This is a genomic window from Streptomyces sp. TS71-3 (assembly GCF_018327685.1).
Taxonomy (GTDB): Bacteria; Actinomycetota; Actinomycetes; order Streptomycetales; family Streptomycetaceae; genus Streptomyces.
Genome location: NZ_BNEL01000001.1, coordinates 3,808,964 through 3,835,831, shown reverse-complemented (window position 1 = coordinate 3,835,831; position 26,868 = coordinate 3,808,964). Strand labels below are relative to the sequence as shown.

The window sequence follows — 26,868 nt, the reverse complement described above, 5'->3', positions numbered from 1 at the left end:
GGGCGGTGTGGTCACAGCCGCTTGACCCCCTTGATGCGGCCGGCCCTGGCCATCCGCGCCTTCGCCGCTCTTATCCGCAGTCCGTTACGGCGCTGGTCGCCGATGTTCAGGCCCGTGCCGGAGGAGAGCCAGCCGGAGGCGACGTCGGCGGACGTGCCGCTCTTGGAGGCCTCCGCGAGCGGGTCGTTCTCGGCGCGCCTGGCGAGGGCGATGAGGAACGGCACGGTGAACGGCGCCAGCATCAGGTCGTAGATGACGGCCGTGATCAGCAGGCTGAGCAGTCCGACGTGCCGGGCGGCGGTGTCGCCGACCAGGGCGCCCACGCCGGCGTAGAGCAGCGTGGAGGCGATGGCGGCGCCGGCGACCACCAGCATCGGGCGCAGCACGGAGTTGAGCCGGCCGAGTTCGGGCTTGGCGAGGCCCGCGGCGTAGCCGACGACGCAGAGCACGAGCGCGTAGCGGCCCGCGGCGTGGTCGGCGGGCGGTGCGAGGTCGGCCAGCAGGCCCGCGCCGAACCCGATCAGGGCGCCGCCCACGTGGCCGTAGACCAGGGCGAGGGCGAGCACGGTGAGCAGCAGCAGGTCGGGGACGGCGCCCGGCAGGTGGAGCCGGGCCAGGATGCACACCTGGAGGACCAGGGCGACGATCACGAGTGCCGTGGAGAGCAGGATCCGGTTGAAGCGCATCGTTTCCAGCTCTCCTACTGCTCCGGCTGCGGGTCGTCGTCACCCTGTGGTTGTTGGGCGTTGCCTTGTTGTTGTTGGGCGTTGTCCTGCGGCTGCCCGCCGCCGTCCTGGGGCTGCTGCGCGCCGCCCTGCTGGTCGCCGCCGCCGGGGTTCTGGTCGCCCTGGCCCTGGTTCTGCGGGGCGCCGGGGGTGACCGTCACCGTGACGGTGGGGGCGGGCGTCGGCTTGGCGGCGGGCGGCAGGACGGCGTCGCGCGGGTCCGTGCGCGGCGGCTGGACGACCACGCCGACGATGTCGAGCTTCGTGAACGACACGAACGGCTGCACGTAGACCGTGCGGGTGAGGCCGCCGCCCGACGCCTCGACACGGCTGACCGTGCCGACCGGGACGCCGGGCACGAACGGCTTGTCCGCCTCCGAGCCGAAGGTGACCATGCGGTCGCCCTTCTTCACCCGTGCCTTGCCGTTGAGGAGCTGCACGCGCATGGGGCGGTCGCCGCTGCCCGAGGCGAAGCCGAGCTCGTCGGTCTTCTCCATCCGGGTGCCGACGCTGAAGTCGGGGTCGTTGGCGAGCAGGACGGTGGCGCTGTCGGGCCCCACCGTGGTGACGCGGCCGACCAGGCCGTCGCCGTTGAGGACGGTCATGTCACGCCTTATGCCGTCGCTCGCGCCCGCGTCGATGGTGACGGTCCAGGAGAAGCCCTGGGCGGCCCCGATCGCGATGACCTGGGCGCCCTTGATGCTGTAGCGGCCGGTTCCGGCGGTCTTCAGCATCTTGTCGAACTGGTGGAGCTGGCTGCGGGTGCGGTCGTCGCTGCCCAGCTTGGCCTTCAGGGCGGCGTTCTGCCGCTCCAGTTCGGAGATCCGGTCGTGGCGGTGGCCGGAGTCGCGGACCGCCGAGATGGCGTTGCCGACCGGGTCGACGGCGCCCGCGAGGCCGTTCTCGACCGGGCCGAAGGCGGTGGCGGCGGCCTGCCGGGCACCGTCGACCGGGGAGCCCTCGCCGCCGCGGATGTCCACCGTGATCAGTGCGAACGCGATGGCGACCAGCAGCACCAGGAGCAGCCGGCTCTCTCGTGTGTCCCTCACGTGCGGCGGCCGTGCCTTCCTCTTCGGAATTCTCGGTGTGATCGTTTGTCGAAGGGTGGGGGGTGGGGATGCTGTTACGTGTGTGGCCGGCGGTGCCGGCGTCGGTCAGACGTCCCGAAGAGCCCGGGGACGGGTACTTCGAGGCACTGCGGGCCCGGAGGAGCGAGGAACCGCCGCACGGGACGGTGGGTCCGTACGGCGGGTTCCGGGCCGGTCGTTCATCGGCGCGGCTGGGCGTCCAGGACCTGCTGGAGTGCCTCGAACTCCTCGACGCACTTGCCCGACCCCAGCGCCACGCTGTCCAGGGGGTTCTCGGCGATGTGGATGGGCATCCCGGTCTCGCGGCGCAGCCGCTCGTCCAGACCGCGCAACATGGCGCCGCCGCCGGTGAGCACGATGCCGCGGTCCATGACGTCGCCGGAGAGCTCCGGCGGGCACTTGTCCAGCGTCGTCTTGACGGCGTCCACGATGGCGTTGACCGGCTCCTCCATGGCTCTGCGCACCTCGGCCGCGGAGATGACCACGGTCTTCGGCAGGCCGGAGACCAGGTCGCGGCCGCGGATCTCGGTGTGCTCGTCGGCGTCGATCTCGTAGGCGGAACCGATGGTGATCTTGATCTGCTCCGCGGTGCGCTCGCCCAGCAGGAGGGAGTACTCCTTCTTGATGTGCTGGATGATCGCGTTGTCCAGCTCGTCGCCCGCGACGCGGATCGACTGGGCGGTGACGATGCCGCCGAGCGAGATGACGGCGACCTCCGTGGTGCCACCGCCGATGTCCACGACCATGTTGCCGGTGGCCTCGTGGACGGGCAGGCCGGAGCCGATGGCGGCGGCCATGGGTTCCTCGATGATGTGCACCTGGCGCGCGCCGGCCTGCGTGGAGGCCTCGATGACGGCCCTGCGCTCGACACCGGTGATGCCCGAGGGAACGCAGACGACGACCCGCGGACGGGCCAGGTAGCGGCGCTTGTGGATCTTCAGGATGAAATACCGGAGCATCCGCTCGGTGATCTCGAAGTCGGCGATCACACCGTCCTTCAGCGGCCGCACGGCCACGATGTTCCCCGGTGTGCGGCCGATCATCCGCTTGGCCTCGGTTCCCACGGCGAGGATGCCACCGGTGTTGGTGTTGATCGCGACCACCGAGGGTTCGTTGAGAACGATGCCCCGGCCCCTGACGTACACCAGCGTGTTGGCGGTCCCGAGGTCGACAGCCATGTCACGGCCGATGAACGACATAGTGCTCCCCATGAGGATGCGTCTGGCCTTCCCAAGTGCGTGTGATGGCTTTTCAGGTCGGCAAAGGTGGGTGCGGCGGGTGCTGCTGTGGCGTGAAGGCTTCTATCGTAGTCCGGCCTGCACAGACCCTGCGCGAGGGTCTTCGCCATTGTCAGCAGATGATCCGCCGCCTCGCTAATGCAGACGTGCCGATGGTGGCATGCGTTCCCCCGATCGGCGCGCATATGCCCACCGGCCCCGGTTTCTTCGCCGCACCTGGCCGGATGCGAGGGTAGCTGACTTGCCGTCAGCCGTGGTCATGGCCCTTCGGGCATACCCGTAAGGGCGGTCGCAGGTCCGGTCGGGGTGGCGTGAACGGCACGTTCGCGGGCGGTGGGCCTGCTCGGACGGCGGCGTGCGTATGAATCGCGTACGGCATCCGTATGAACTACGTGGCCCACGCGGAGTACGCACGTAGTCCGGGGCTGGCCGGGGTGGGTGCGTCCGGCCCCCGTACCCGCGGCGGTGGGTGCGCGGGGCCGGGTGCGCGGGGTGGGGCGCCCGAGGAGGGACCCTCGGGTCAGGCGAGGCCCTCGGGTCAGGCGAGGCCGGGGAAGAAGATCTTCAGCTCGCGCTGGGCGGACTCCTCCGAGTCCGAGGCGTGGATGAGGTTCTCCCGCGTGATGGTGCCGTAGTCGCCGCGGATGGTACCGGGCTCCGCGGCGATCGGGTCGGTCGGACCGGCGAGCCTCCGCACCCCCTCGATCACCCGCTCGCCCTCGGCGACGAGCGCCACCACGGGACCGGATCCCATGAACTCCACCAGCGGCTCGTAGAACGGCTTGCCCACGTGCTCGGCGTAGTGCTGCTCCAGGGTGGCCCGGTCGAGCGTACGCAGCTCCAGTGCGGTGATCCGCCAGTCCGCCTTCTGCTCTATACGGCGGATGATCTCGCCGACCAGCGAGCGGCGGACGGCGTCCGGCTTGAGGAGGACGAGAGTGCGCTGGGTCACGGCGGTGGCTCCTTCGATGGGCACGAGTGCGGGCACTGAGATTACCGGGCGCACCCCGGTGCCCCTTCACGTGCGGCCGTGCTCGGTGGCTCTCCTCGGCCCACGCGGCCGGCGACGAGGCGGAGGGCCTCTCCGGGCGGAGCACGGTCTTGCGGCTGCGGGCGCGGTGGCCTTGAGGCGGTCGCGTCTGCACCTTCTCGCCGGTGGCGACCTACACGTTCGTTGTGGTCGCTCGCGCAGTTCCCCGCGCCCCTTTCGGGGCGCATGCCCCGATGTAAGGCGAAGCCCTGACCAGGGGCACGTGAGCTGATGTGAGGCTCAGCCCCGAAAGGGGCGCGGGGAACTGCGCGCTCAGCCGGGACGAGACCCGCAGACCGCCAGACGCAGAAGGGGCAGACGCGACCGCCTCAAGGCCACCTTCCGCAACTGTGGCGCAGCCGCACCCCCGCGCACCGCAACGGGGAACCGCACCCCCACCGCGGAGCGGACGCCACGCCGGGCCGGCGGCCGGACGGGGACCGGGGCCACCCCTCACATCGGCTCACCGGCGGCCTCTCGGGCCGCCCTCGCCGCCTTCGCCACGTCGACCTTGCGCCCGAAGTGCACCGAGCACCACCACAGCCCCGCGAAGGCCGCGCCCAGGATGAACATCGCGGGCACCGCGAAGCCGGCGGCGACCAGCGCCACCTGGAGGGCCCAGCCGAGCTGCACCCCGCCGGGCCGGGTGACCATGCCGCAGAGCAGCAGGCTGAGCAGCATCACGGCACCGCAGACCGTCCAGACCGTGGTGACGGACAGGGCGGGGTCCTTCATGGCGACGAGGCCGGCGAAGCCGACGACGAAGAACTCCCCGATCAGGGTCGACGCGCAGAGCGTACGCACAGGTCAGCCCCTTCCCAGGAGCAGTCGGGCCTCGCCGACGGTGAAGACGGAGCCGGTGATGAGGACACCCGCGCTCGCGTACTCACCCTCTTCCTCGGCGAGGGTGATCGCGGCCTCCAGGGCGTCGTCGAGGCGGGGCTCGACCTGGACGCGGTCCTCGCCGAAGACCTCCACGGCGACGCCGGCCAGCTCGTCCGCGCTCAGGGCGCGTGCCTGGGAGTACTGGGTGGCGACGATCTCGGTGAAGACCGGTTCGAAGGCCTCCAGCAGGCCCCGGACGTCCTTGCCGTCGCTGGCACCGACCACCCCGATGAGCCGGCTGAAGCCGAAGACCTCGCTGACCGCGTCGGCCGTGGCACGGGCGCCGGCCGGGTTGTGCGCGGCGTCCAGGACGACGGTGGGCGAGCGGCGCACCACCTCCATGCGGCCCGGGGAGGCCACGGTGGCGAAGGCCTTGCGGACGGTGTCGATGTCGAGGGGGCGGCCGTGCTCGGCGCCGACGCCGAAGAACGCCTCCACGGCGGCGAGGGCCACCGCGGCGTTGCGTGCCTGGTGGGCGCCGTGCAGCGGGAGGAAGACCTCCTCGTACTCGCCGCCGAGGCCCCGCAGGGTCAGCAGCTGCCCGCCGACCGCGACCTGACGGGCGACCACGCCGAACTCCAGGCCCTCCCTGGCGACGGTCGCATCGGCCTCGGCCGCACGCTTGAGCAGCACCTGCGCGGCGTCCACGGGCTGCTGGGCGAGGATGACGGTGGCGCCCTGCTTGATGATCCCGGCCTTCTCCACGGCGATCTCGCCGGGGGTGTTGCCGAGGCGGTCGGTGTGGTCGAGGTCGATGGGGGTGACCACGGCCACGGAGCCGTCGATCACGTTGGTGGCGTCCCAGGAGCCGCCCATCCCGACCTCGACGACGGCGACGTCCACGGGCGCGTCGGCGAACGCGGCGTACGCCATGCCGGTCAGCACCTCGAAGAAGGAGAGCCGGTACTCCTGCCGCTCGTCCACCATCTCGACGTACGGCTTGATGTCGCGGTAGGTCTCGACGAACCGCTCGGGCGACATCGGGGCGCCGTCGAGGCTGATGCGCTCCGTGATCGACTGCACGTGCGGCGAGGTGTACCGGCCGGTGCGCAGCTCGAAGGCGGTGAACAGTGCCTCGACGATCCGGGCGGTGGACGTCTTGCCGTTGGTGCCCGTGATGTGGATCGACGGGTACGTGTGCTGGGGCTCTCCCAGGATGTCCATCAGGGCGGTGATCCGGGTGACCGAGGGCTCCAGCTTGGTCTCGCCCCAGCGGGTCGCCAGCTCCGTCTCGACCTCGCGCAGGGCCGCGTCGACCTCCGGGTCCGCGGGGCGGGCCGGCACGTCCGCGTCGGGCGGCCCTGACTGGGCGCGCAGGGTGCGGCTGCCGGCCTCGATCACCGCGAGGTCGGGATCGCGGTCGGTCTCGGCGGACACGATGTCGTCGAACCGCTCCAGAGGATCCGGCTCGCCCTCACCCTCGCCACCGGGCGCGCTGTCGTTCGGGGGGTTCTCACTCACACCCCCAGTCTACGGAGCCCCCGGCGCCCTCCGGCCGCGCCCCGGCCCACCCATGGACACACCCCCCACGCGGTGCTCCGCCCGGCCCACCCAGAGGCGCACCCCCATGCCGGGCTCCGCCCCGCCCCACGCAAGGGACGCACCCCTCCGCTGGGCTCCACCCCGGCCCACGCAAGGGACGCACCCCTCCGCTGGGCTCCACCCCGGCCCACCCAAGGGGCGCGGGGAACTGCGCGAGCAACCACCCACCCACCGATGGTCCGGACACAACCGAAACCGCCCCACCGGGAGGGCTCCAGGCCGCAAGGCCACCGGGCCCCGGGCCTCGGCCCGGGTCAGGCCGAAGGCAACCGTCCGAGCTGCCCCTCGATCCGGCTGATGTCCTCCTCGGCCTTGGCCAGCCGCAGGCGAATCTTCTCGACCACAGGCTCCGGCGCCTTCGCCAGGAACGACTCGTTCCCGAGCTTCCCCTCGGCCTGGGCCCGCTCCTTCCGAGCAGCGGCGAGATCCTTTTCGAGCCGCTTCCGCTCGGCCGTGACGTCGATCGCCCCCGACAGGTCGAGCGCCACCTCCGCGCCGGCCACGGGCAGTGTCGCCGTGGCCGTGAAGGACTCGCCCTCCGGCTGCAGCCGCAGCAGCTGGCGGATGGCGGCCTCGTGCGCCGCGAGCGGCGTGCCGGACAGCCGGAGCCGGGCGGGGACCCGCTGGCCCGGCTGGAGCCCCTGGTCCGCGCGGAACCGCCGGACCTCGGTGATCACCTGCTGGAGAACGGCAATCTCGCGGCCCGCGGCGGCGTCCCGGAAGCCGCTGTCCGCGGGCCAGTCCGCGATCACCACGGACTCGCCGCCGGTGAGGGTGGTCCACAGGACCTCGGTGACGAACGGCACGATGGGGTGCAGCAGCCGCAGGGTGACGTCGAGGACCTCGCCGAGGACGCGCTTGCTGACGTCCGCGGCCTCGCCGCCCGCCTGGAAGGTGGTCTTGGACAGCTCCACGTACCAGTCGAAGACCTCGTCCCAGGCGAAGTGGAACAGCGCGTCGGAGACCTTCGCGAACTGGTAGTCGTCGTAGTGGGCGTCGACCTCGGCGACGGTCTCGCCCAGCCGGGACAGGATCCAGCGGTCGGTCGCGGAGAGCCGCTCCGGCTCGGGCAGCGGACCCTCGATCGTGGCGCCGTTCATCAGCGCGAAGCGGGTGGCGTTCCAGATCTTGTTGGCGAAGTTGCGGGAGCCCTGCACCCACTCCTCGCCGATCGGGACGTCCACGCCGGGGTTGGCGCCGCGCGCGAGGGTGAACCGGAGCGCGTCGGAGCCGTACTCGTCCATCCAGTCGAGCGGGTTGACGGCGTTGCCGAACGACTTCGACATCTTCTTGCCGAACTGGTCGCGGACCATGCCGTGCAGGGCGATGGTGCCGAACGGCGCGGTGCCGTCCATCGCGTAGAGGCCGAACATCATCATCCGGGCGACCCAGAAGAACAGGATGTCGTAGCCGGTGACCAGCACGGAGTTCGGATAGAACTTCGCGAGGCTGCCGGTCCGCTCGGGCCAGCCGAGCGTGGAGAACGGCCACAGGCCGGAGGAGAACCAGGTGTCGAGGACGTCCGTGTCCTGCGTCCAGCCCTCGCCGCTCGGGGGCTGCTCGTCGGGACCGACGCAGACGACCTCGCCGTTCGGCCCGTACCAGACGGGGATGCGGTGGCCCCACCAGAGCTGGCGCGAGATGCACCAGTCGTGGAGGTTGTCGACCCAGTCGAAGTAGCGCTTCTCCATCTCCTGCGGGTGGATGGCGACCCGGCCGTCGCGCACCGCGTCACCGGCGGCCTTCGCGAGCGGTCCGACCTTGACCCACCACTGCATGGAGAGCCGGGGCTCGATGGTGGTCTTGCAGCGCGAGCAGTGGCCCACGGAGTGGACGTAGGGGCGCTTCTCGGCCACGATCCGGCCCTCGGCGCGCAGCGCCGCCACGATGGCGCTGCGCGCCTCCAGGCGGTCGAGCCCCTGGAAGGGCCCGGGGACCGTGATCACGGCGTGCTCGTCCATCACGGTCAGCGAGGGGAGGTCGTGCCGCTGGCCGATCTCGAAGTCGTTGGGGTCGTGCGCCGGGGTCACCTTGACCGCGCCGGTGCCGAACTCGGGGTCGACGTGGGCGTCGGCGACGACGGGGATGGAGCGCCCGGTGAGCGGCAGCTGGATGCTGCGGCCCACCAGGTGGGCGTACCGCTGGTCGTCGGGGTGCACGGCCACGGCGGTGTCGCCGAGCATGGTCTCGGCGCGGGTGGTGGCGACGACGATGGCGTCGTCCCCGTTCCCGTACCTCATCGAGACGAGCTCGCCGTCGTCGTCCTGGTACTCGACCTCGATGTCGGAGATGGCGGTCAGGCACCGCGGGCACCAGTTGATGATGCGCTCGGCGCGGTAGATCAGCTCGTCGTCGTAGAGCTTCTTGAAGATCGTCTGGACGGCCTGGGAGAGGCCCTCGTCCATGGTGAACCGCTCACGCCCCCACGCGACGCCGTCGCCGAGGCGGCGCATCTGGCCGGAGATCTGCCCGCCGGACTCGCTCTTCCACTGCCAGACGCGCTCCACGAACGCCTCGCGCCCGAGGTCGTGCCGCGACTTGCCCTCCTTGCCGAGCTCGCGCTCGACGACGTTCTGCGTGGCGATGCCGGCGTGGTCCATGCCGGGCTGCCAGAGGGTCTCGTAGCCCTGCATGCGCTTACGGCGCGTGAGCGCGTCGATGAGGGTGTGCTCGAAGGCGTGCCCCAGGTGGAGGCTGCCGGTCACGTTCGGCGGCGGGATGACGACGGTGTACGGCTCCTTGCCGCTGTTCTCGTCGGCCTCGAAGTAACCGCGTTCTACCCAGCGCTCGTACAGCTTCCCCTCTACCTCGGCCGGTGCGTACTGCGTCGGGAGTTCCGCGGGGGACGCCTGGTTCTGCGCTTGAGTCTTCTCGGTCACGTGGTCAGTTTAGAGCCGTCACCGCCCCGCCTCGAAACCCGCAGGTTTCGTAACGGTGCCGGTCCCGAGTCCCCACAGATGCGCTGGTTGGGCCAGGATGTGCGGAACACATAAGTACATGAGGGGGAACCAAGTAATGAGTCACAACCAGCCGGGCCCGTACGGGGGGCAGCCTCAACAGCCCGGGCCGGGCGCCCAGCCGAACCCCTACGGCGGCCAGCCTCAGGCACCTGGGCCCGGCTACGGCTACCCGCAGCAGCCACCGCAGCAGCCCGGCCCGTACGGCTACCCGCAGCAGCCGGGGGCGGCCCCGCAGCAGGGCCCGTACGGCCGGCCGCAGCAGCCGGGCCCGTACAGCCAGCCGCAGCAGCCCGGCCCTTACGGCCAGCAGCAGAATCCGTACGGCCAGCAGCCCGGCTACGGCCAGCAGCCGCCGTACGGCACGCAGCCGCCGGCCGCGGGGGGCGGGAAGAAGAAGACGGGTGCCGTCGTCGGCACCGTCGTGGCGCTGGTGGCGATCGGCGCGGGTGTGTGGTGGTTCACATCGGGCAGCGGCAGCAGCGGCCTCGCGGACGACGGCCCGCACAAGCTGACCACGCCCGGCTCGATCCTCGGGGGCGACTTCAAGCGGCAGGGCCCGGCCAGCAGTCCCGAGGACGCCACGTCCTCCGACGCGAAGGACCTGGCGAAGAGCGGTGTCACCAACGCCAAGGAAGTCCACGCGATCTACTCGACGCTGAGCCTGGACGACCCCAGCTCGCTCTCCCCCACCGATATCGCGTCCTCGAAGACGGTCACCTTCAGCGGTGTGTACGGCAAGGTGAGCGATCCGGGCGCCGCCATCGACGAGGCCTTCACCGGTATGAAGAAGGACGACACCGACAAGAGCGTGACGTGGGTCGGCGACCCCAAGTCCGTCAGCCCCGGCGGTCTGGACGGCGCGCTCATGAAGTGCCAGGAGGCGCAGGCGAAGAACCAGCAGACCGGCAAGCAGGACACCGAGTACGTCTGCATGTGGGCCGACTACAGCACCGTCGGTTTCGCCGTGCCGGTGGAGGGCGGCATGGGCATACCGCTCGACCAGTCCGCGCAGCGGACGGCCGACCTGCGCAAGGAAGTGCGCGTCAAGTCGTAGTGAACGGCGCGCTCTGACCGGTGCACGGTTCCGGCGAGCACGACAAGGAGGCGCCCCGGCGGTTTCGCCGGGGCGCCTCCTTCTGTGCGTGTGCCGTGCCGCGTGCGCGGGCGCCTGTGGTGCGGTCGCGGACCCCGAACCGCGCGCCGGCTAGGCCGACTTCTGCTCGCCGGTGCCCCGGCCGCGGACGTCGCGGGGGATGAGCGTCGGGTTGACGTTCGAGTGGACGACGTCGGCGGTGATGACGACGCGGGCGACGTCCTTCCTGGACGGCACCTCGTACATCGTCGACATCAGCACCTCCTCGATGATGGCGCGCAGGCCGCGGGCGCCGGTCTGCCGGAGGATGGCCTGGTCGGCGATGGCCTCCAGGGCGCCGCGCTCGAAGTCCAGCTCGACGCCGTCGAGTTCGAAGAGGCGCTGGTACTGCTTCACCAGGGCGTTCCGCGGCTCGACGAGGATCTGCAACAGGGCCTCGCGGTCCAGGTTGTGGACCGAGGTGATGACGGGCAGGCGGCCGATGAACTCGGGAATCATGCCGAACTTGACCAGGTCCTCCGGCATGACGTCCTCGAACTGGTCCTTCTCCTCCAGCTCCCGCTTGGAGCGGATGGTCGCGCCGAAGCCGATGCCCTTGGCGCCGGCCCGCCCCTCGATGATCTTCTCCAGGCCCGCGAACGCACCGCCCACGATGAACAGGACGTTCGTGGTGTCGATCTGGATGAACTCCTGGTGCGGGTGCTTGCGGCCGCCCTGGGGCGGGACGGAGGCGGTGGTGCCCTCCAGGATCTTCAGCAGCGCCTGCTGCACGCCCTCGCCGGAGACGTCCCGCGTGATCGACGGGTTCTCGCTCTTGCGGGCCACCTTGTCGATCTCGTCGATGTAGATGATGCCCGTCTCGGCCTTCTTGACGTCGTAGTCCGCGGCCTGGATGAGCTTCAGGAGGATGTTCTCGACGTCCTCGCCGACGTAGCCCGCCTCGGTGAGTGCCGTGGCGTCGGCGATCGCGAAGGGGACGTTCAGCATGCGGGCCAGCGTCTGCGCCAGCAGGGTCTTTCCTGAGCCGGTCGGGCCGAGGAGCAGGATGTTGGACTTGGCCAACTCGATGGCGTCCTCGCGGCCTTGGCCGCCGCCGTTCTCGCCGGCCTGGACCCGCTTGTAGTGGTTGTACACCGCGACCGACAGGGCCTTCTTCGCGGCCTCCTGGCCGACGACGTAGCCCTCCAGGAACTCGTAGATCTCGCGGGGTTTGGGAAGTTCTTCCCAGCGCACCTCGCTCGTCTCGGCGAGTTCCTCCTCGATGATCTCGTTGCAGAGGTCGATGCACTCGTCGCAGATGTACACACCGGGGCCTGCGATGAGCTTTTTGACCTGCTTCTGGCTCTTTCCGCAGAACGAGCACTTGAGCAGATCGCCGCCGTCACCGATGCGTGCCACGAGGTGCTTCCCCAATCGCCTGGGAGACGCCATGATCGGCGGCTCCTGGTGCCTCTATCCGACGGTACCTTGCCTCGGCCCCCGTTCGGGCCCCCCTTGGCACGGTTCACTTCGCCGCGGCCGGGCCGTGGCCGCTGCGCGGCCCGGCGCTGCCGACGCCAAGGGGGAGTTCCCGGGGGGATCCGCCTGCAGGTCAGACGGCGGTCGAGCTGTTCATCTTCCGGGTGGAGATGATCTGGTCGATCAGACCGTACGACAGCGCGTCCTCGGCGGTGAGGATCTTGTCACGCTCGATGTCGTCGCGGATCTTCTCGACGGGGGTGCTGGAGTGCTTGGCCAGCATGTCCTCCAGCTGCGAGCGCATCCGGAGGATTTCGTTCGCCGCGATCTCCAGGTCCGAGACCTGGCCCCGGCCCGTCTCGCTGTAGGGCTGGTGGATCAGGACGCGGGCGTTCGGCAGGGCCATGCGCTTGCCGGGCGTGCCGGCCGCCAGCAGGACCGCGGCGGCCGAGGCGGCCTGGCCCATGCAGACGGTCTGGATGTCCGGCTTGACGAACTGCATCGTGTCGTAGATCGCCGTGAGCGCGGTGAAGGAGCCGCCGGGGCTGTTGATGTACACCGAGATGTCACGGTCGGGGTCCATCGACTCCAGGCACAGCAGCTGCGCCATGACGTCGTTGGCCGAGGCGTCGTCGATCTGGACGCCGAGGAAGATCACGCGCTCTTCGAAGAGCTTCGCGTACGGGTCGTACTCGCGCACGCCCTGCGAGGTGCGCTCGACGAAGCGCGGGATCACGTAACGGGACTCGGCGGTCGGGCCCGAGAACCGGGCCGCGGGGTTGCCTCCCGCGTCGTCGTGGCGGCGGTGGAGGTCGTACAGGCCGCTGCCGGGGAAGTCGTTCACTGGGTCTCCTAGAGGGGCTGAGACGGTCGGCTACGGGGCTTCACGGGGCTCTCAGGCCCCGGTGCCGCCGCCGCCCGGCATACCGGCGGCCGTGGGCATGATGTCGTCGATGAGGCCGTACTCCTTGGCCTCGATCGGGTCGAACCAGCGGTCGCGGTCGGAGTCGCGGATGATCTGCTCCACCGACTGGCCGGTGTGCTGCGAGGTGAGCTCCGCCATCCGCTTCTTGGTGTGCAGCAGCCGCTCTGCGTGGATCTTGATGTCGGACGCGGAGCCCGCGAGACCCGCGGACGGCTGGTGAATGAGGATCTCCGCGTTCGGCAGGGCGAACCGCTTGCCCGGGGTGCCCGCGCTCAGCAGGAACTGTCCCATGGAAGCCGCCATGCCCATGGCGATGGTGACCACGTCGTTCTTGATGTACTGCATGGTGTCGTAGATCGCCATGCCGGCCGTGATCGAGCCACCGGGGCTGTTGATGTACAGGAAGATGTCTTTTTCCGGGTCTGCGGCGAGGAGCAGCAGCTGTGCGGTGATCTTGTTCGCGATCTCGTCGTCCACCGGCTGGCCGAGGAAGATGATCCGCTCATTGAGCAGCCGGTTGTAGACCTGGTCGCCGAGGCCACCACCGATGGAAGGCTCGCCGGCGGCGGAAGGCATCAGATTCGTCACGTATCCACCTGCTCGTCTTGACGACGGCGCCGGGCCGTCTCACGTCTTCTCCTGGGCCTGGGCCTCCGTCACGTCGCCGCCTGGGGCGGCTGCGCAGACTCCCCTGCCCTCGTATTCATGGACCCTAACGCGCAGGCAGGCGGGTGCCATCCCGGTCTGGGAACTGTTCGCTGTCAGCGCAGGTACGGCCGGCACCTGGCCTGGCCGGTGCCCGTGTTGGCCTGGACGTGTGGCTCGGCGTGACCGGGGCTTGGCTGTCCGCCCGAGGTCTGAGTTACCGGCGAGTATCCGCTTTCCGCACCACGGGTCCTCAGGGGCGCGGAGAACTGCGCGACCAGCCCCCTCCGGCCGGTGGCCGGGCACGAGGCCGCAAGGGGCTGGGCCAGTGGCCGACTGCGGGCACCTCGTGGCTGATCGCGCAGTTCCCCGCGCCCCTATTGGGCGGGGCTGCGCCCCGATCAGGGGCGCGGGGAACTGCGCGATCAAGTACCACCGGCCGACGGTGCAGCATGGGACCTCAAGGGGCTGGGCCCGTGGCCGCACAGTGTTACGGCCCCGCGCCCCTTCCGGGGCGCGCCTGGACCGGGTCTCAGGCCTCGGGCTTCTGGTCGGCCTCGGTCGCCTCCGCGCCGCCTTCGGCGGCCCCGGCCTCGGCGGCATCCGTCGGCTCCTCGCCGCCTTCGGCGGCATCCTCCTCGTCGGAGAGGTCGACGATCTCGCCGTTCGTGTCCTTGACCGTCGCCGCCTGGACGACCACAGCGAGTGCCTTGCCGCGGGCGACCTCGCCCACCAGCATCGGCACCTGGTTGCCCTCGACGACCGCCTGGGCGAACTGGTCGGGGGTCATGCCGGAGGACGCCGCACGCCGCATGAGGTGCTCGGTCAGCTCGTCCTGGCTGACGTTGAGCTTCTCCACGGCGACCAGCTCGTCCAGGACGAACTGGGTCTTGATCCCCTTGACCGCGGCTTCCTTGGTCTCGGTGTCGAACTCCTCCTCGCTCTTGCCCTGGATCTCCAGGTACCTGGGGAGGTCGAGGCCCATCTGGGCGAGCTGGTGGTGCTCCAGGTTGTGCCTGCGGGTCTCGATCTCGTCCTCGAGGAGCTTCTCGGGGACGGGGACCTCGACCAGGTCGAGGAGCTTGTCGAGCACCCGCTCCTGGGCCTGCGTGGCCTGGTCGTACTCCTTGGTGTTCAGCAGGCGCTTGCGGCTGTCCTCGCGCATCTCGTCGAGCGTGTCGAACTCGGACGCGAGCTGGGCGAAGTCGTCGTCGAGCTCGGGGAGCTCCCGGCTGGCCACCTGGGTGACCTTGACGGTGACCTCGGCCTCCTTGCCGGACGCCGAGCCGCCCTTCAGCTCGGAGGTGAAGGTGGCCTCGCCACCGGCCTCCAGGCCCGTCACGGCCTCGTCGATGCCGTCCAGCAGCTCTCCGGAGCCGATCGTGTACGTCACGCCGGACGCCACGCCGTCCTCCAGCACCTCGCCCTCGACCCTGGCCTCCAGGTCGATGGTGACGACGTCGCCGTCCTCGGCGGGGCGCTCGACGGGCGAGGTGGACGCGAAGCGCTCGCGCAGCTCCTCGACCGCCTTGTCGACGTCCTCGTCGCTGACCTCGATGGTGTCGACCTCGACCTCGATGCCCGAGTAGTCGGGGATCTCGATCGCGGGCCGGATGTCGACCTCGGCGGTGAAGGACAGCAGCTCGCCGTCCTTGAGCTCCTTGATGTCGACCTCGGGCTGACCGAGGACCTTCAGGTCACCCTCGTTGACCGCGTCGGTGTAGAACTTCGGGAGCGCCTCGTTGACGGCCTCTTCCAGGACGGCGCCGCGACCGAACCGCTGGTCGATGATCCGGGCCGGGATCTTGCCCTTGCGGAAGCCCTTCACCGTGACCTGCTGGTTGATCTTCTTGTACGCCGCGTCGAGGCTGGGCTTGAGCTCCTCGAAGGGCACCTCGACAGTGAGCCGAACCCGGGTCGGGTTCAGGGTCTCCACGGCGCTCTTCACGGTTCGGTCTCCTTGTGGCTGACATCTGGGTTTCTGCACGGGACGCGCTGCTGCGCGGCCCCGGCGGCACGCCCTGTTCTGCTCGGACGTCCCTGGGAGGAAGTCCTGCACTGCCCCGCTGTCCTGAGGCAGCCATGAGAGCGACGCAGACACACAGACGTGCAGCTTGCATAGTAACCGCGCGCCGTAGGGGACCCACAACGTGATCACGCCCCCCGTGGCGCCCCCGGGGCACCCGGGGGCGACTGTGAGGGTGCTGGTCGGGGTGGCGGGATTTGAACCCACGGCCTTCCGCTCCCAAAGCGGACGCGCTACCAAGCTGCGCCACACCCCGTCGGTGCGACACGTAGGGTACATGCCCGCAGGCAGTGCGGCTGCCGTATTGCTCGGTGCGGGGTCACAGGGGGCGCAGGAGGCGCCTGAGTGCGCGTGAGGGGGACGGCCGGGGTGTGCGTCCGGCACGGCCGACCCGCTAGGATGCTCTGCGTGCGGTTCCGCTGACGTGCAGCGTCGGGCGGGGCAGGCCGTGCGGGCGTAGCTCAATGGTAGAGCCCTAGTCTTCCAAACTAGCTACGCGGGTTCGATTCCCGTCGCCCGCTCCACACATGTCAGGGCCAGGTCGGAGGTTCGTCCTCCAGCCTGGCCCTCAGTCGATTCCGGCTCCGGCCCCTCACCCCTGCTCCGACTCCGGCTCCCTTTCCGGCACTCTTCGGCCTCGCCGCACGGCTCGCGGCCCGTCCGGCGGATCCCCGCCGGACGGGCCGTTGCCATGTTCGGCCGGTGCCTGCCCGTGCCCGAACCGCCGCCGGGCGTGGCACGGCAGGCACTTCGGAGCGGCCGGCGACCTGGCCGAGGTCAGAATTTGATCGAGCTGATGGTGTCGGCTATCGAGTTCAGGAAGCGGTTGATGTCCGGCGCCATGCCCGTGGAGGCCAGGAAGAAGCCGAAGAGCACGGCGATCACGGCGGGGCCTGGCTTCAGCGATCCACCGCGTATGAGGACGACGAGGACGATCGCACACAGAAGGACTACGGACAGCGAAATGGCCACAACTGATCACACACCCTCGGTCGGTCAACTTTCCCGGCCCGGGGGGTACAGCCCCGCACTCCCCCGCCAGAACCATCGTGCCACCAACAGGGCCGGGGTATGCAGCGGGTGACGGAACGTCGGCCGCGTGTACGAGGAGTGTCCGCGGCACGACCGCGCCCCGCCGCCCCGAACGACGCGAACGACCGGCGCTCGTCGGCCAATTCAAGTGGGGTGCGTCACATTCGCATGCGGGCCGCTCATTCCCCGCGAACCGCACGGGGATGATCACCGAATTCGGCCGAGCCGTACGCCGTGAGACGCGCGGCACATCTCGCACGGCGGCGCGAGCGGCGGCGCATCTCGCGCCCCACGGGCGTACTCGGAGAACGGCGCCCTGAATTCCCGGGCGCGAGTTGGGACTCCAGTGAATCCAGCATCACGGCATGGGGTGTTTTGGGCGTAATGTACCGATCAAACGCCACCAACCGGGACGTATCACGAGGGGTGGAATGGTCGGTTCCGGGGTGTTGTCCGGCAGCGGGCGCCGGCCGTCGAAGCGAGATCATTGAATGCCGGAGGCGCGGCCGGCATTAACCCGTATTCGGATACGGGGTTTTACGGAATCACATGAGCGGGGCTAAACTCCGTCAGATGTTCGACGCCGCCACCTCCTCTTACACAGTGAGTCCACAGGTTCCAGGGCCCGAATGGCCGAGTTCCCGGTGGGAGGTCCCGCGATGAACTCGCTGCATCCCTTCGGCCGGCAGCCGGCACCGCTCCCTCAGGAACAGCAGGGGCCAGGCGGCGTACCGACTCCGCGCTCCGATGACTCCGGCCGTCCCGCGCAGGCCGGGACCGCGTCGGCGTCCTCCACGGCCGGCAGACCGGCCAAGCAGCGCGACGCGTTCTTCGACAACGCCAAGTACCTGGCGATCGTCCTGGTGGCCATGGGCCACGCCTGGGAGCCGCTGCGGGACAGCAGCCGGGCCGCGACCGCCCTCTACATGCTGGTGTACACGTTCCACATGCCGGCGTTCATCATCATCTCCGGCTACTTCTCGCGCAGCTTCGACATGCGTCCCGACCGCCTGCGGCGACTGGTGACCGGCGTCCTCGTCCCCTACGTGGTCTTCGAGATCGCCTACTCGCTGTTCAAGCGCTGGGCGGACCACGACCCGTCGCAGGAGATCAGCCTCCTCGACCCCTGGTTCCTGACGTGGTTCCTGATCGCGCTGTTCATCTGGCGCATGACCACCCCGATCTGGAAGATGATCCGCTGGCCGCTGCCCGTCGCGCTGGCCATCGCCGTGCTGGGGGCGATCTCCCCCGACATCGGTGACGACCTCGACCTCCAGCGCGTGCTGCAGTTCCTGCCCTTCTTCGTGCTGGGCCTCACCCTGAAACCCGAGCACTTCCAGCTGGTGCGGCGCAGGTCGGTGCGGATCGCCGCGGTGCCCGTCTTCCTCTTCGCGGGCGTCTTCGCGTACTGGGCGGCCACGCGGATGAACTCGTCCTGGTTCTTCCACCGCGACGCCGCCCAGGAGCTCGGCATGCCCTGGTGGGTCGGGATCGTGATGACCCTCGCGCTCTTCGGCTGCTCGCTGGTCCTCACCGCCTGCTTCTTCGCCTGGGTGCCGGGCCGGAAGATGTGGTTCACCACGCTGGGCGCGGGCACCCTCTACGGCTACCTGCTGCACGGCTTCGTCGTGAAGGCCGCGGGCTTCTACGGCTGGTACGACGACTTCCCGATCCTGCACAAGCCCGCCGGGGAGATCCTGGTGACGGTGATCGCGGCGGTCCTCGTGACGGTGCTGTGCACCGCGCCCGTGCGGCGGATCTTCCGGTTCGTGATGGAACCCGACATGAAGTGGGCCTTCAAGCAGGATCCGGCGCAGGCGGCCAGAGAGCGCAGCGGAACGCGCGCCTGACCTGATGGCGACCGTCATGGCCTGATGGTTATGACGGTCACGACCTGGCGGTTGCGGGGCCCGGAGCCCGCCTACGCGGGCCCGGGCCCTTTGCCTGTCGCGCGGGCGGTATGCCTGGCGCGCGGGCCGATCCGCGGCCGGCCGATCTCCCGGCAGGCGGCGCGTGGCCAGCCGGTCTCCCGGTCGGCGGCACGCGGCCGGCGGGTCTCCCGGGCCACCCGCGGCTAGCCGGTCTCCCGGCAGATCAGCAGCAGCGCGCGGTCGTCGTTGACGTCCTTCGCGACCGCCTCGATGAGGTGCCAGGCCGCGCCGTGGAAGCCCCCCGCCACATAGCGGTCGGCCTCACCGGTCAGGCGGTCCAGGCCCTCGGTGAGGTCACGGTCCGAGGTCTCCACCAGACCGTCCGTGAACAGCATGAGAACGTCGCCGGGGCGCAGCGTGCCCTTGATCGGGTCGAACTGCGCCCCGTCGTACACGCCCAGCAGGGGACCCTCGGCGGCCTTCTCCTCCCACCGGCCGCTGCCGGCGCTGAGCTGGAGCCCAGGCGGATGGCCTGCGGAGAAGAGCTCGTAGTCGCCCGACTCCAGGTCGAGCACCAGGTGGATGGAGGTCGCGAAGCCCTCGTCCCAGTCCTGCCGGATCAGGTAGCCGTTGGCGGCGGGCAGGAACGCGTGCGGGGGCAGCGAGCCGAGCAGGCCGCCGAAGGCGCCGGAGAGCAGCAGCGCGCGGGAGCCCGCGTCCATGCCCTTGCCGGAGACATCCGTGAGGACGACCTCCAGGGTGCGCCCGCCGTTCGTGCGCGCCGCCACCACGAAGTCACCGGAGAACGACTGCCCGCCGGCCGGCCGCAGCGCCATCTCGCGGTGCCAGTCCGGCGGCAGCGCCGGCAGCTTGCTCTGCACCCGGATGCGTTCCCTGAGGTCGAAGAGCATGGTGCCGCCGCGCCGCCAGGGCACGCCCACACGGCTGCGGAACTGCGCGATGAGCAGCCCGAAGAACCCGCATGCGGCGACCGCGAGCACCACGCCCGGCGTCACCCGGGACGGACCCTGGGTGTACGGGCCGAGGGCTATGGACTCCACGATGAGGGCGGTGGCCGCCCCCGCGTACAGCCCCAGCAGGCTCGCGGGCCGCAGCAGCAGCCCGCCCGCGACGATGGGCAGCACCAGGAGGGCGGGCGAGATCCAGACGCTGTTCACCACCGTGCCGCCGGCGATCAGCGGCACGGTCAGCAGCAGGCCGGCGAGCGCGATCCAGTCCGAGCCGTCGCCTCTGAAGTAGTCGACCCCGGATTTGCGCAGGCCGATGCGCACCCGGTGGAGTTGCCTCTTCATCCGGGCGGAGAACGTGTCCGCTGCCGCACGTCGTGTCGCCATCGCTCGTTGGACCCTATCCAGCGATGCCCACTCTTCGCACGGGAGGTTCCGGTTGTCCCCCGGTGGACTCCTGTCCGACGGGCGCCCGCAACCCTCCGGTCGGTCGCGCGACGGGCCCGGGGCGCCCGCCGCCCGGCGTCCGGCCGGCTGCCGGGACACAAATCCCTCGCTCCCGTTCGGGCCGCCTGGTAGGGATGCCCCCATGACGACAGATGTGCGAGTACTCGACCCGGCCGACTGGGACGCCTGGTACGCGTCGCTGGAGCGGGCGTTCGGAGGGTCGGGGGAGGCCGCGGAGGAGCGCGCGCTGTGGAACGACCTCACCGAGTGCGACCGCTCCCTGGGCATCCGCGACGGCGGCGAGTGGGTCGGCACGGCGGGGGCCTTCTCGTTCCGGATCTCGGTGCCGGGCGGCGCGGTGGTGCCGGCCGCGGGCGTCACGATGGTGAGCGTGGCGGCCACGCACCGGCGGCGGGGGCTGCTCACGGCGCTGATGCGCCGGCAGCTCGACGACGTCCGTGCCCGCGGCGAGTCGCTGTCCGTGCTGACGGCGTCGGAGCCGGCCATCTACGGCCGGTTCGGGTACGGCATCGGCACCCTTCAGGGGAGCCTGGAGATCGACACCGGCCGGGTGGAGGTGAGCGGTCCCCCGGGCACCGACGACGTGCGGCTGCGGTTCGCCCGGCCCGCCGACGCCGTCGCGGCGTGCGAGGCCGTGTACGCGCGGGTGGTGAGCCGCCGGCCGGGGTTCCTGGCGCGGGGGACGGGCTCCGGCTGGGCCCGGCTCCCCCTGCTGGACCCGGTGAGCGAGCGGCAGGGGGCGTCACCGCTGCAGTGCGTGCTGGCCGAGCGGGACGGCGAGGTCGTGGGGTACGCCCGCTACCACAACAAGTCGGAGTGGGACGCCCGCGGGCCGCGGGGCACCGTCCACCTCCGGGACGTGGAAGCGCTCGACCCGGCCGGGTACGCCGCGCTGTGGCGCTTCCTGGCGTCGATCGACCTGACGTCGACGGTGAAGGCGCACAACAGGCCCGTGGACGACCCCGTACTCCACCTGGTGAGCGACATCCGGCGGTGCGGGATGCGGGTGCGCGACGGGCTGCACGCACGCCTGGTGGACGTCGCGGGGGCGCTCCAGGCGCGCACGTACCGCACCGCCGTGGATGTCGTCCTGGACGTGTCCGACGCGTTCTGCCCGTGGAACGAGGGGCGTTGGCGGCTGACCGCCGATCCCGGGAAGGCGGCCGTGTGCGAGCGGACCCGGGACGCGGCGGATCTCTCGCTTTCCGTGCGGGAGCTGGGGGCGGCGTTCCTGGGCGGGCGGAGCCTTGCGGTGATGGCGGGGGCCGGGTGGGTTCGGGAACTGCGTTCCGGGGCGGTGGGGGAGGCTTCCGCCGCGTTCGGGTGGGATGTTGCGGCGTGGTTGCCGCACGGGTTCTGAGTGGCGGTTTGCGGCCGGGGGGTGGGGGGCGGGTGCAGGTGCGGGTGTTTGCGCAGTTCCCCGCGCCCCTACACGCGGCGCTGCGCGCCGTCACGCCGCGCCCAGCCCCCTGCGCACTCGTCGCGACCCACCGCCAGTGAATGGTTGCTCGCGCCGTTCCCCGCGCCCCCATACGCGGCGCTGCGCGCCGTCCGTGTCGTTGGGCTCAGTGGGGCTGGCAGGTGGGGCACCAGAAGAGGTTGCGGGCGGCGAGATCGGCGGTGCGGATCTCGCCGCCGCAGAGGTGACAGGGCTGGTTGGCCCTGCGGTACACGTACACCTCGCCGCCGTGGTCGTCGACGCGGGGCGGGCGGCCCATGGCCTCCGGGGTGTGTGCGGGGCGGACGGTGTCGATGCGGTTGGTGCGCACGCCGTCGCGCATCAGGTCGACCAGGTCGGCCCATATCGCGTCCCACTCGGTGCGGGTGATGTCCCGTCCGGCGCGGTAGGGGTCGATGCCGTGGCGGAAGAGGACCTCCGCGCGGTAGACGTTGCCGACGCCCGCGATCACCTTCTGGTCCAGCAGCAGCGCCGCGATGCTGGTGCGGCTGCGGGAGATCCTGCGGTGGGCGCGCTCGGCGCCGTCCCCCTCGACGTCCTGGGTGCGCAGCGGGTCGGGGCCGAGGCGCTCGTGCACCGCGTCCTTCTCGCCGTCCGCGATCAGCGCGCACGTCGTCGGTCCGCGCAGGTCCGCGTAGGCGTCCCGGCCCGCCAGCCTGAGCCGCACCGTGTCGGCGGGCGGCGGCGCGGGGGGCGTCCCGAAGCCGTACTTGCCGAACAGGCCCAGGTGGACGTGGACCCACCCGGCCGCTCCGAACCCCAGGAAGAGGTGCTTGCCGTGCGCCTCGGCGCCGGTCAGCACGGTGCCGTCGAGCAGGGCGGCCGCGTCGGAGAACTTCCCCTGGGGACTGCTCACCGCGACGGTCCTGTCCTGGAAGCGCCCGCGGTGTTCGGCCGCCAGCCGGTGGATCGTGTGCCCCTCGGGCACGACCGGCCTCCTTCGTCTGCGGTGTGTGGGGTGCGCCCCTGGCGCCGGGCCGCCGCGCCCAGCCGGGCGCTACGGCTGCTGCGGGTGGTGCGCCGGGATGGGCGGCAGCTCGCCCGTGTCCTCGTACGCCGCGAGCATGGCGATGCGGCGGGCGTGCCGCTCGTCGCCCGAGTACGGGGTGTTCAGGAAGATCTCGACGAACTTCAGGGCCTCGTCCGTGCCGTGCATGCGGGAGCCGATCGCCACGACGTTGGCGTCGTTGTGCTCGCGGCCGAGCGCCGCCGTCTGCTCGTTCCACGCGAGGGCCGCGCGGACCCCCTTCACCTTGTTCGCGGCGATCTGCTCGCCGTTGCCGGAGCCGCCGATCACGATGCCCAGCGACCCGGGGTCGCCGGCCGCACCCTCGGCGGCGCGCAGGCAGAACGGAGGGTAGTCGTCGGAGGCGTCGTAGACGTGCGGGCCGCAGTCGACGGGCTCGTGCCCCTGGGCCTTGAGCCACTGCACGAGGTGGCCCTTCAGTTCGTATCCGGCATGGTCGGAGCCGACGTATACACGCATGCGCAGAGTGTGTCACGGAACATCCGCCACCGGCGTCCCAGGGTGATACGCGCGCGTGCGTCGTGCCCCGGAGCCGCGCCACGAAAACGGCAGGCCCGCCGTACAACGATCAGGAGTCGGGTCTTCCGTACGGTATGACGGTGAGCTTGAATGCGTGGGCTTCTGAACCGATGACCTGAAGGATCCCCCCATGATCTCGCGGCGATCCCCCGCGCAGGCAGACCCCGGCCCCGGGGAGCCCGGAGCACCCGGCGGCGAGGGCGGCGACGCCCTCCGGGCGGGGCTCAAGAACCGCCACCTTTCGATGATCGCCATCGGGGGGGTGATCGGCGCCGGCCTGTTTGTGGGGTCCAGTGCCGGCATCGCCGCCACGGGGCCCGCCATCCTGCTGTCGTACGCGCTGGTCGGCGCGCTGGTCGTGCTCGTGATGCGGATGCTCGGGGAGATGGCGGCGGCCCGGCCGTCCTCTGGCTCGTTCTCGGAGTACGCCGACCGGGCGCTCGGGCGCTGGGCGGGCTTCTCCATCGGCTGGCTGTACTGGTTCTTCTGGGTGGTGGTGCTGGCGGTGGAGGCCACCGCGGGCGCCGTGATCCTGAACGGCTGGGTGCCCGCCGTCCCCCAGTGGGCCTGGGCGCTGATCGTCATGCTGCTGCTCACCGGGTCGAACCTGGCCTCGGTCGGCTCGTACGGCGAGTTCGAGTTCTGGTTCGCCGGGATCAAGGTGGTCGCGATCGGGCTGTTCATCGTGGTCGGGGTGCTCGCCGCGTTCGGCGCGCTGCCCGGCTCGGACAACCCCGCCGCGGGCTTCGGCCACCTCACGGACTCCGGCGGCTTCCTGCCGAAGGGCCCCGGGTCGATCCTCACCGGCGTGCTGACGGTCGTCTTCTCCTTCATGGGCAGCGAGATCGTCACCCTGGCGGCCGGCGAGTCGGCGAACCCGCAGCGCGCCGTGACGAAGGCCACCAACAGCGTGATCTGGCGGATCTCGGTGTTCTACCTGGGCTCCATCCTCGTCGTGCTGCTCCTGCTGCCGTGGAACGCGCCGTCCATCACCAAGGACGGCTCCTACGTGGCCGCCCTGGACTCGGTCGGCATCGCGCACGCCGGCGAGGTCATGAACGTCATCGTGCTCACCGCCGTGCTGTCCTGCCTGAACTCCGGCCTCTACACGGCGTCCAGGATGGCGTTCTCGCTCGGCAGGCGGGGCGACGCGCCCCGGTCGTTCGCCAGGACCAGCGGCCGGGGCGTGCCGCGGGCGGCGATCCTCGGCTCCGTGGTCTTCGGCTTCCTGGCGGTGTTCTTCAACTACCGGTGGCCCGACACGGTCTTCGCGTTCCTGCTGAACTCCTCCGGAGCGGTCGCCCTCTTCGTCTGGCTGGTGATCTGCTGCACGCAGCTGCGGATGCGCGGGATCGTGCTGCGGGAGGCGCCGGAGCGGCTCGTCGTGCGGATGTGGCTGTTCCCGTACCTCACCTGGGCGACCATCGCGATGATCGTCTTCGTGCTGGGCTACATGCTCACCGACGACGCGGGACGCGACCAGGTGCTGGCGTCGCTGCTGGCCGCGGTGGTCGTGGTGGCCGCGGCGCTGGTCCTCCAGTGGCGGCGGAAGCAGGCGGGGACGCCCCGGGCGGCGGGCGAGGCGCCCGCCACCGAGACCTCCGAGAAAACCTGACGGAAGGTGTCAGGTTAGAGCGCGAGCCTCCGGGTGCGGTCCGCAGGGGACCGCCGCACCCCTGCGGCGCCGCACGACGGCATCCGCAGCACCGCACCCAGGAGGCTCTTGTGAGCTCGCAGTCCCTCGCCGCCCCCGGCCGCCTCGTCCTGCGGCCCGGAGACGACGGATACGCATCGGAGACGGCCGGCTTCCAGACGGGGTTCGCGCAGCGGCCCGCGCTGGTCTGCGCGGCGGCCTCGGCCGGCGACGTCACGGCGGCCGTGGCCTACGCGGCCGAGCGGGGCATGCCGGTCGACGTCCAGGCGACGGGGCACGGGATGCCCGGCGCCGCCGAGGGCCGGCTGCTGATCACCACTCGGCGGATGGACGCGGTGACCGTCGACCCGGTGTCCCGCACCGCGCGGATCGCGGCCGGCGCGCGTTCGGGGCAGGTCGTCGCGGCCGCCGCGGCGCACGGCCTCGCCCCGCTGAACGGCTCGTCGCCCGGCGTCGGCGCCGTCTCCTACACGCTCGGCGGGGGCCTCGGCATCCTCGGCCGCGCCTTCGGCCACGCCGCGGACCACGTGCGGAGCCTGGACGTGGTGACCGCCGACGGGCGGCCGCGGCACGTCACGCTCCAGAGCGACCCGGAGCTGTTCTGGGCGCTGCTCGGCGGCGGGGCGGACTTCGGCGTGGTGACGGAGCTTCAGACCGCGCTGGTGCCCGTGGCACGGCTGTACGGCGGCTCGCTGGCGTTCGACTGCGGGGACGCCTCGGGCGGGGGCGCCGTCGACCCCGGGGACGTGCTGCTCGGCTACGCGGAGTGGACGCGGAACCTGCCGGACGGGCTGACGTCGTCGCTCGCCGCGGTGCCCTACCCGGACCTGCCGGCACTGCCGGAGGGGCTGCGGGGGCGGTACGTGCTCTCGGTGCGGATCGCGTACCCGGGTTCCGCGGACGAGGGCGAGCGGCTGGTGGCGCCGCTGCGGGCGCTCGGTCCCGTGCTGTCGGACTCGCTGCGGGAGATGCCGTACGCGCAGAGCCGCACCATCCACGACGACCCCGACTCGCCGCACGCCTACTACGGGGACAGCGCGGTGCTCAGCGCGCTCGACGCGGGGGCGGCCGGCGAGCTGCTCGGGCTGACCGGCCCCGGCGCGCCCATGATGAGCGTCCTCCAGATCAACCACCTGGGGGGTGCGCTGGCCGCGCCACCGCCGGTGCCGAACGCGGTGCCGCACCGCGCGGGGCGGTTCCTCGTGCGGCTGCTGTCCGTGCTGGACGCCACCGGCCGGCAGGGCGCCCGCGCCCACGCCGAGAAGGCGCTCGGCCTGCTCGCCCCCTGGACGATCGGGCGCGCGCTGAACTTCTCGTTCGGCGGGGGCGACCGCCCGGAGGGGCTCTACGAGCCGGGGACGGCTGCCCGCCTGGCCGCGCTGAAGGAGCGGTACGACCCCGCGGGTCTGTTCCGGAGGGGGTACGGATTGACGGGCGCCGGAGGCTGATGCCCCGAGGCCGTGTCCGGTGGATCTTCGTGGATCAGCCTGCGGCGTCTGGTGCTGGGGCCTTGGGCGCCGCGGATCAGCGCTTGAGGAAGCGCCAGGCCGTGGGCAGGACGCCCATGGCCAGGGCGGCCTTCAGCGCGTCTCCGATGAGGAACGGGGTGAGGCCCGCCGCTATCGCCTGGGCGGCGGACATGCCCGTGACGGCGGCCAGGTACGGGACGCCGACCGCGTAGACGAGCGCGGAGCCGACCACCATCGTGCCCGCCGTGCGCAGCACGGAGCGGTCGCCGCCGCGACGCGCCAGCGCCCCGGTCACGGTGGCCGCGAGCAGCAGGCCGAGCACGTAGCCGAACGAGGCACCGCCCGCGCCCGAGCCGCCCTGCGCGAACCAGGGCATCCCCGCCACGCCGGCGAGCGCGTACAGGGCGAGCGAGAGGAAGCCGCGGCCCGTGCCGAGGGCCGTACCGACCAGCAGGGCGGCGAAGGTCTGGCCGGTCACCGGCACCGGGGAGCCGGGCACCGGCACCGCGAGCTGGGCGGCCGCGCCGGTGAGCGCGGCACCGCCGATGACGAGGGCGGCGTCGCGCACACGCGCGCGTGCCGTGGACTGCGCGGGCAGCAGGTCGGCGAGGACACCGGGACGGGAGGAGACGGCAGCGGTACTCATCGGGAGGCTCCACGGGATCGAAGGGACATTGCAGGCGGTGCGGGAAGGCCCCTACAGGCCAGCACAGGCCGGGACAGGCCAGGACATCGTGACGCTAACGCAGGCGGCGCGCCCCGATCACCGTCAGCCGCCGACAAGCG

At 71.2% G+C, this 26,868-nt stretch carries 21 protein-coding genes and 2 tRNA genes; 6 read left to right on the top strand and 17 right to left on the bottom strand.

From position 1 onward, the window contains the following. Window positions 1–11 precede the first annotated feature (11 nt). The 7 genes from mreD to Sm713_RS15465 all read right to left on the bottom strand — a co-directional run bounded on the left by mreD (window position 12) and on the right by Sm713_RS15465 (window position 9,387). Window positions 12–686 carry a rod shape-determining protein MreD gene (gene mreD, locus Sm713_RS15495; RefSeq protein WP_212910203.1) on the bottom strand — a complete coding sequence of 225 codons (675 nt, stop codon included), beginning with the start codon at window positions 684–686 and terminating at the stop codon, window positions 12–14. A 14-nt stretch (window positions 687–700) separates the two neighbouring features. Further along, the gene (gene mreC, locus Sm713_RS15490) at window positions 701–1,774 is read right to left on the bottom strand and encodes a rod shape-determining protein MreC (protein WP_212910202.1); all 1,074 of its coding nucleotides are present in this window, start codon (window positions 1,772–1,774) and stop codon (window positions 701–703) included. A 218-nt stretch (window positions 1,775–1,992) separates the two neighbouring features. Continuing rightward, window positions 1,993–3,012, bottom strand: a complete 1,020-nt coding sequence (locus Sm713_RS15485) for a rod shape-determining protein (protein ID WP_212912029.1) — start codon at window positions 3,010–3,012, stop codon at window positions 1,993–1,995. Between the two features lie 577 nt (window positions 3,013–3,589). Continuing rightward, window positions 3,590–4,003 (bottom strand): nucleoside-diphosphate kinase, encoded by a 414-nt coding sequence (ndk, locus tag Sm713_RS15480; RefSeq protein ID WP_212910201.1) that lies wholly within the window; start codon window positions 4,001–4,003, stop codon window positions 3,590–3,592. A gap of 531 nt (window positions 4,004–4,534) precedes the next feature. Beyond that, window positions 4,535–4,885, bottom strand: coding sequence for a DUF4233 domain-containing protein (locus tag Sm713_RS15475; protein ID WP_212910200.1), 351 nt, complete (start codon window positions 4,883–4,885; stop codon window positions 4,535–4,537). A gap of 3 nt (window positions 4,886–4,888) precedes the next feature. Further along, on the bottom strand, window positions 4,889–6,427 hold the full coding sequence (locus Sm713_RS15470) for a folylpolyglutamate synthase/dihydrofolate synthase family protein (protein ID WP_283249777.1): 1,539 nt from the start codon (window positions 6,425–6,427) through the stop codon (window positions 4,889–4,891). 335 nt (window positions 6,428–6,762) lie between these two features. Beyond that, a complete protein-coding gene (locus tag Sm713_RS15465; RefSeq protein ID WP_212910199.1) occupies window positions 6,763–9,387 on the bottom strand; it encodes a valine--tRNA ligase in 2,625 nt (874 codons plus the stop codon). Window positions 9,388–9,523: 136 nt separating this feature from the next. On the opposite strand from Sm713_RS15465, the gene Sm713_RS15460 reads away from it, so the two are divergent. After that, entirely contained in the window at window positions 9,524–10,522 is a 999-nt protein-coding gene (locus Sm713_RS15460) for a hypothetical protein (RefSeq protein ID WP_212910198.1), read from the top strand. Window positions 10,523–10,672: 150 nt separating this feature from the next. On the opposite strand, the gene clpX is transcribed toward Sm713_RS15460, so the two are convergent. From clpX to Sm713_RS15435, 5 genes are all read right to left on the bottom strand, one after another. After that, window positions 10,673–11,959 carry an ATP-dependent Clp protease ATP-binding subunit ClpX gene (gene clpX, locus Sm713_RS15455; protein WP_212910197.1) on the bottom strand — a complete coding sequence of 429 codons (1,287 nt, stop codon included), beginning with the start codon at window positions 11,957–11,959 and terminating at the stop codon, window positions 10,673–10,675. A 193-nt stretch (window positions 11,960–12,152) separates the two neighbouring features. Beyond that, complete coding sequence (locus Sm713_RS15450) at window positions 12,153–12,863, bottom strand: ATP-dependent Clp protease proteolytic subunit (RefSeq protein WP_212910196.1); 711 nt, start codon at window positions 12,861–12,863, stop codon at window positions 12,153–12,155. Between the two features lie 51 nt (window positions 12,864–12,914). Continuing rightward, window positions 12,915–13,520, bottom strand: coding sequence for an ATP-dependent Clp protease proteolytic subunit (locus Sm713_RS15445; RefSeq protein ID WP_212912027.1), 606 nt, complete (start codon window positions 13,518–13,520; stop codon window positions 12,915–12,917). 601 nt (window positions 13,521–14,121) lie between these two features. Then, window positions 14,122–15,537 carry a trigger factor gene (tig, locus tag Sm713_RS15440; RefSeq protein ID WP_212910195.1) on the bottom strand — a complete coding sequence of 472 codons (1,416 nt, stop codon included), beginning with the start codon at window positions 15,535–15,537 and terminating at the stop codon, window positions 14,122–14,124. Window positions 15,538–15,794: 257 nt separating this feature from the next. After that, window positions 15,795–15,871: transfer RNA gene (locus Sm713_RS15435), tRNA-Pro, on the bottom strand. A 194-nt stretch (window positions 15,872–16,065) separates the two neighbouring features. Here Sm713_RS15435 and Sm713_RS15430 point away from each other — a divergent pair. Next, window positions 16,066–16,139: transfer RNA gene (locus Sm713_RS15430), tRNA-Gly, on the top strand. Window positions 16,140–16,392: 253 nt separating this feature from the next. Here the strand turns inward: Sm713_RS15430 and Sm713_RS15425 are convergent. Continuing rightward, entirely contained in the window at window positions 16,393–16,587 is a 195-nt protein-coding gene (locus tag Sm713_RS15425; RefSeq protein WP_212910194.1) for a hypothetical protein, read from the bottom strand. Between the two features lie 719 nt (window positions 16,588–17,306). Between Sm713_RS15425 and Sm713_RS15420 the strand changes: the two genes are divergently transcribed. Then, a complete protein-coding gene (locus Sm713_RS15420) occupies window positions 17,307–18,497 on the top strand; it encodes an acyltransferase family protein (RefSeq protein WP_212910193.1) in 1,191 nt (396 codons plus the stop codon). Between the two features lie 224 nt (window positions 18,498–18,721). Here Sm713_RS15420 and Sm713_RS15415 read toward each other — a convergent pair whose 3' ends face one another. Further along, window positions 18,722–19,873 carry a PP2C family protein-serine/threonine phosphatase gene (locus Sm713_RS15415; RefSeq protein WP_212910192.1) on the bottom strand — a complete coding sequence of 384 codons (1,152 nt, stop codon included), beginning with the start codon at window positions 19,871–19,873 and terminating at the stop codon, window positions 18,722–18,724. 202 nt (window positions 19,874–20,075) lie between these two features. Between Sm713_RS15415 and Sm713_RS15410 the strand changes: the two genes are divergently transcribed. Beyond that, window positions 20,076–21,314 (top strand): GNAT family N-acetyltransferase, encoded by a 1,239-nt coding sequence (locus Sm713_RS15410; RefSeq protein WP_212910191.1) that lies wholly within the window; start codon window positions 20,076–20,078, stop codon window positions 21,312–21,314. 205 nt (window positions 21,315–21,519) lie between these two features. On the opposite strand, the gene Sm713_RS15405 is transcribed toward Sm713_RS15410, so the two are convergent. Continuing rightward, window positions 21,520–22,341, bottom strand: coding sequence for an Fpg/Nei family DNA glycosylase (locus Sm713_RS15405; RefSeq protein ID WP_212910190.1), 822 nt, complete (start codon window positions 22,339–22,341; stop codon window positions 21,520–21,522). A 69-nt stretch (window positions 22,342–22,410) separates the two neighbouring features. Then, on the bottom strand, window positions 22,411–22,899 hold the full coding sequence (locus Sm713_RS15400) for a ribose-5-phosphate isomerase (RefSeq protein ID WP_212910189.1): 489 nt from the start codon (window positions 22,897–22,899) through the stop codon (window positions 22,411–22,413). A 190-nt stretch (window positions 22,900–23,089) separates the two neighbouring features. Between Sm713_RS15400 and Sm713_RS15395 the strand changes: the two genes are divergently transcribed. After that, window positions 23,090–24,574 carry an amino acid permease gene (locus Sm713_RS15395; protein WP_212910188.1) on the top strand — a complete coding sequence of 495 codons (1,485 nt, stop codon included), beginning with the start codon at window positions 23,090–23,092 and terminating at the stop codon, window positions 24,572–24,574. Window positions 24,575–24,684: 110 nt separating this feature from the next. Further along, window positions 24,685–26,061, top strand: a complete 1,377-nt coding sequence (locus tag Sm713_RS15390) for an FAD-binding oxidoreductase (RefSeq protein ID WP_212910187.1) — start codon at window positions 24,685–24,687, stop codon at window positions 26,059–26,061. A gap of 76 nt (window positions 26,062–26,137) precedes the next feature. Here Sm713_RS15390 and Sm713_RS15385 read toward each other — a convergent pair whose 3' ends face one another. Next, complete coding sequence (locus tag Sm713_RS15385; RefSeq protein WP_212910186.1) at window positions 26,138–26,728, bottom strand: biotin transporter BioY; 591 nt, start codon at window positions 26,726–26,728, stop codon at window positions 26,138–26,140. Between the last annotated feature and the right edge of the window lie 140 nt (window positions 26,729–26,868).

What these genes read in the sequence shown, in the direction of transcription:
- Sm713_RS15445 (WP_212912027.1), bottom strand. Translation starts at nt 13,520, where the DNA reads ATGCCTTCCGCCGCCGGCGAGCCTTCCATCGGTGGTGGCCTCGGCGAC.
- Sm713_RS15395 (WP_212910188.1), top strand. Translation starts at nt 23,090, where the DNA reads ATGATCTCGCGGCGATCCCCCGCGCAGGCAGACCCCGGCCCCGGGGAG.
- Sm713_RS15385 (WP_212910186.1), bottom strand. Translation starts at nt 26,728, where the DNA reads ATGAGTACCGCTGCCGTCTCCTCCCGTCCCGGTGTCCTCGCCGACCTG.
- Sm713_RS15410 (WP_212910191.1), top strand. Translation starts at nt 20,076, where the DNA reads ATGACGACAGATGTGCGAGTACTCGACCCGGCCGACTGGGACGCCTGG.
- Sm713_RS15485 (WP_212912029.1), bottom strand. Translation starts at nt 3,012, where the DNA reads ATGTCGTTCATCGGCCGTGACATGGCTGTCGACCTCGGGACCGCCAAC.
- mreD (WP_212910203.1), bottom strand. Translation starts at nt 686, where the DNA reads ATGCGCTTCAACCGGATCCTGCTCTCCACGGCACTCGTGATCGTCGCC.
- Sm713_RS15460 (WP_212910198.1), top strand. Translation starts at nt 9,524, where the DNA reads ATGAGTCACAACCAGCCGGGCCCGTACGGGGGGCAGCCTCAACAGCCC.
- Sm713_RS15420 (WP_212910193.1), top strand. Translation starts at nt 17,307, where the DNA reads ATGAACTCGCTGCATCCCTTCGGCCGGCAGCCGGCACCGCTCCCTCAG.
- Sm713_RS15415 (WP_212910192.1), bottom strand. Translation starts at nt 19,873, where the DNA reads ATGGCGACACGACGTGCGGCAGCGGACACGTTCTCCGCCCGGATGAAG.
- Sm713_RS15400 (WP_212910189.1), bottom strand. Translation starts at nt 22,899, where the DNA reads ATGCGTGTATACGTCGGCTCCGACCATGCCGGATACGAACTGAAGGGC.